Genomic DNA, 3292 nt, shown 5'->3' on the forward strand with positions numbered 1-3292 from the left:
CAAGTTGACACGCCCGGAACTTCCATCCTGCGGGAGAGGCCCACTCGTCTCATCTCAGCCCGGTACCCATGTCAAGAACCTCATGACCCACAACAACTAGCACCAGATCCCCATCGAACAGATAGTCGTCAACGCTGTCGATAACACCAGAAGCCCCGTAGTACGGAAAAGATCCCTGGCGAGCACCGCGCTCGTCGGCGTTCAAGGGCACGCGGCGTGAGTCCAGCGATTCGAGAACTCGTTTGATTGGTCCGCTAGTCCATCCGACGGGAACCTGCTCACCGTCAATCAGGTCAGAGTCGAGGTCCAGGCCCATGACAGCCCTGTTCTGAGCGGCAAGTCGCCTCTCACGCAAGAGTCCAACGTGAGCTGTCTGCTTGTCGATCAGGGCGTCGATCGTGGCGGTCTCGCGGTCGAGGTAGTCCGCGATGCGGGTCTGGAGTACCCGCGGTGGCAAGGGTACGGGGATGGCCCCGACGTGGCCGTGATTCAGTCCGTCACGAAGGTCGCCGCCAGACAGTCCACGAATGTTGCTGTGGTTGACACTGAGCCAGTAGTGCAAGAAGCGAGGATCCAGCGCGGATCCACAGACGATGGCCGCGACGGACTGGTTGATGGTCGCTTCGATGAGCGAGAGGGCGGCGGTACCCTTTGTCTTTCCTTGCCCTGCAAGCCCGATCAGAACGGCTCCAGGTGGCACGAAACGTGCACTAGACGCCTCGAAGCCCTTTTTGGTGATGTATTCCGACGGCTCAGTTACCTTCCACTGATTGACGCATCCCGACGCAAGCCACGGGATGTCGCCATCTGTCCAGAATTCCGGCCGGGAACGGTCTGGGGTTCCGCCCGAGTAGATTCGAGCCACCCACTTGAGCTCTACCAGTGCCCATTCGGCTGGCAACGTCTTGAACCACGCGTGGCCCGTCACCGCTCGACCTCCTGCAGCAGCTCGATGATCTCGGCCGTGAGCTGCTTGAGCTCAGCGTCGATCTCCTCGAGCGGACGCGGCGGCACGTACGTGTAGAAGAGCCGGGTGAAGGGGATCTCGTAACCGATCTTGGTCTTGGACTCGTCGATCCAGGCACCGGGCACGTGCGGGGCCACCTCGGCCTCGAAGTACTCGTGGATGTCCCGGCCGAAGGGCACCAGTTCGGTGTCGCGCAGCGAGGTGTCCGGCTCCGGCTCGCCCTTCGTGTTCTTCACGACCTCCGCCTCGGGGTCGTGCACGCCGATCGCCCCGGTCAGGGCCTTCACCAGTGGAGCGCCGGCGGTCACGCCGTGCTCCTTCAGCGCCTTCTTCAGGTCCAGCACGAAAGTGGGCTGGTGGTCCCAGACCCGGCCACGCAGGGAGGCGAGGGCGGCCCCGAGAGCCGAGCGGCCGTCGTCGGGAAGCTTGTCCGCCGGCTTGGTGGCGAGCGCCGCCGCGATGGTGGCGTCCTCCACCTCGAAGCGCAGCTGCAGCGGGCGCTCCACGGAGATCTCCCGGTAGCCGAAGTCCTGCGCGGTGAGGACCTTGGAGAACTCGGCGTTGGCCTCGGACTGGGCGTCGAAGTCCCGGTAGATGTCCAGCACGCGCTGGCGGTCCGCCTTGGACAGCTCCTTGTTCTTCGAGCCCACGTTGCGGCGCAGCTTGGTGAAGAACGTGCGGGCGTCGATCAGCTGCACCTTGCCGCGGCGCTCTTCCGACTTGTTGTTGTCCAGCACCCACACGTAGGTGGCGATGCCGGTGTTGTAGAACATGTCCGTGGGCAGCGCGACGATTGCATCCACCAGGTCTGATTCCAGCAGCCAGCGGCGGATCTCGGACGGGCCCGAGCCCGCCCCGCCCGTGAACAGCGGAGAGCCGTTGAGGACGATGCCGGCCCGACCTCCACCCTCCGAGACCGGGCGGAGCTTCGAAGCCACGAGCTGGAGGAACAGCATCTGGCCGTCGCTGATGGCGGGGGTGCCGCCGGGGAAGCGGTTCGTGGCGCCGCCGGCGGCGATCTCCTTCTCCACTGCGGTGCGGGAGGCCTTCCAGTCGCCGCCGTAGGGCGGGTTGGAGAGGACGTAGTCGAAGCGCTCGGTCAGGTGGGCGTCGTTCTTGAGGGTGTCCCCGCGAGCGATGCCGTCCGCGTCCTGGCCCTTGCCGAGCAGCTCGGACTTGCAGATGGCGTAGGACTGGTCGTTGAGCTCCTGCCCGAACAGGCGGACCTCCGCGTTCGGGTTCATGCGGCGCAGGCGCTCGTCCAGCAGGGACAGCATGCCGCCGGTGCCGGCCGTGGGGTCATAGACGGTGCGGACCGGGTAGCCGGTGAGGACGTCGTCGTCGTTGGCGGTGAGCAGGTCCACGAGGAGCTTCACCGCGTCGCGCGGGGTGAAGTGCTCACCGGCGGTCTCGTTGGAGGCGGCGGCGAAGCGGCGGATCAGGTCCTCGAAGAGGGTCCCCATCTCCGCGTTGGACACGGCATCCGGGGAGAGGTCGATGGAGGCGAACTGCTGCAGGACCAGGAAGAGGCGGTCGTGCTCGTCCAGCTTGGCGACCGTCTTGTCGAACTCGTAGTAGGTGAACAGGTCCGCCACGTTCTGGGAGAACCCGTCCACGTAGGCCAGCAGGTTCGTGCGGAGCAGGTCCGGCTCCTGCAGGATGCGGTCCAGGGTGAAGGGGCTGAGGTTGTAGAACGTCAGGCCCGTGCGCGACTCCACCAGGTTGTCCAGCATGAAGTCTGGATGGCCCTTGGCCGCCAGTTCAGCGAAGAACTCCCGGTGCGGGGCCATGACCGCCTCCATGCGGCGCAGGATGGTGAGCGGAAGGACGAGGGTGCCGTACTGGTTCGGCTTGAATACGCCCCGGAGCTGATCCGCGATCCCCCACACGAAGTTCGAGAGGTTCTGGGGAGAGCGGTGGGGCGCCGAGGCAGCGCCGCGCGTGGCGGGGGTGGTCATGGGGTCCTTCGAATGGTGGGGGCGGGCCGCTGGACGGGACCCATTCCGACCCCGCAGCGACCCGACAGGGCGACGGATCATACACAACCACACTTGCCTATGCTCTGCGCGCGCGAGTACGCTCGCGTGTGGTAGCTAGGGCTGAGACAGTGCCCCGAGCACCAATTCGAGAGGCCCACGCTTGCGTGGGCCTCTGCGCTTGTCTGCAGTGTCCGCTGTGCCCTGCACAATGGTCAGATGCTGCTGGCGTACATCGACGAGATCGGCGAGCCGGGGCGTGTCAGATGGTCTGTGTAAGCCGTACCGAGAGGAACGGTAAGAATCATGACCATGATCGACGAGAAGAACCCAGGCGAGCCCTCGGGCC

General features: G+C 65.3%; 2 protein-coding genes. Both read right to left on the reverse strand.

Annotation, left to right across the window (positions count from 1 at the left end):
• Window positions 1–49 precede the first annotated feature (49 nt).
• Window positions 50–928, reverse strand: a complete 879-nt coding sequence (locus ABIB16_RS11205) for a restriction endonuclease subunit S (RefSeq protein ID WP_354436291.1) — start codon at window positions 926–928, stop codon at window positions 50–52.
• The gene (locus ABIB16_RS11210) at window positions 925–2925 is read right to left on the reverse strand and encodes a type I restriction-modification system subunit M (RefSeq protein ID WP_354436292.1); all 2001 of its coding nucleotides are present in this window, start codon (window positions 2923–2925) and stop codon (window positions 925–927) included. Before ABIB16_RS11210 ends, ABIB16_RS11205 begins: the two co-directional genes overlap by 4 nt.
• Window positions 2926–3292 lie beyond the last annotated feature (367 nt).

This window comes from Micrococcus sp. UYEF5 (assembly GCF_040546065.1).
GTDB classification, from domain to species: Bacteria; Actinomycetota; Actinomycetes; order Actinomycetales; family Micrococcaceae; genus Micrococcus; species Micrococcus luteus.

Excerpts from the sequence above, each read along its gene's own strand:
- ABIB16_RS11210 (WP_354436292.1), bottom strand. The coding sequence starts at position 2,925 with ATGACCACCCCCGCCACGCGCGGCGCTGCCTCGGCGCCCCACCGCTCT.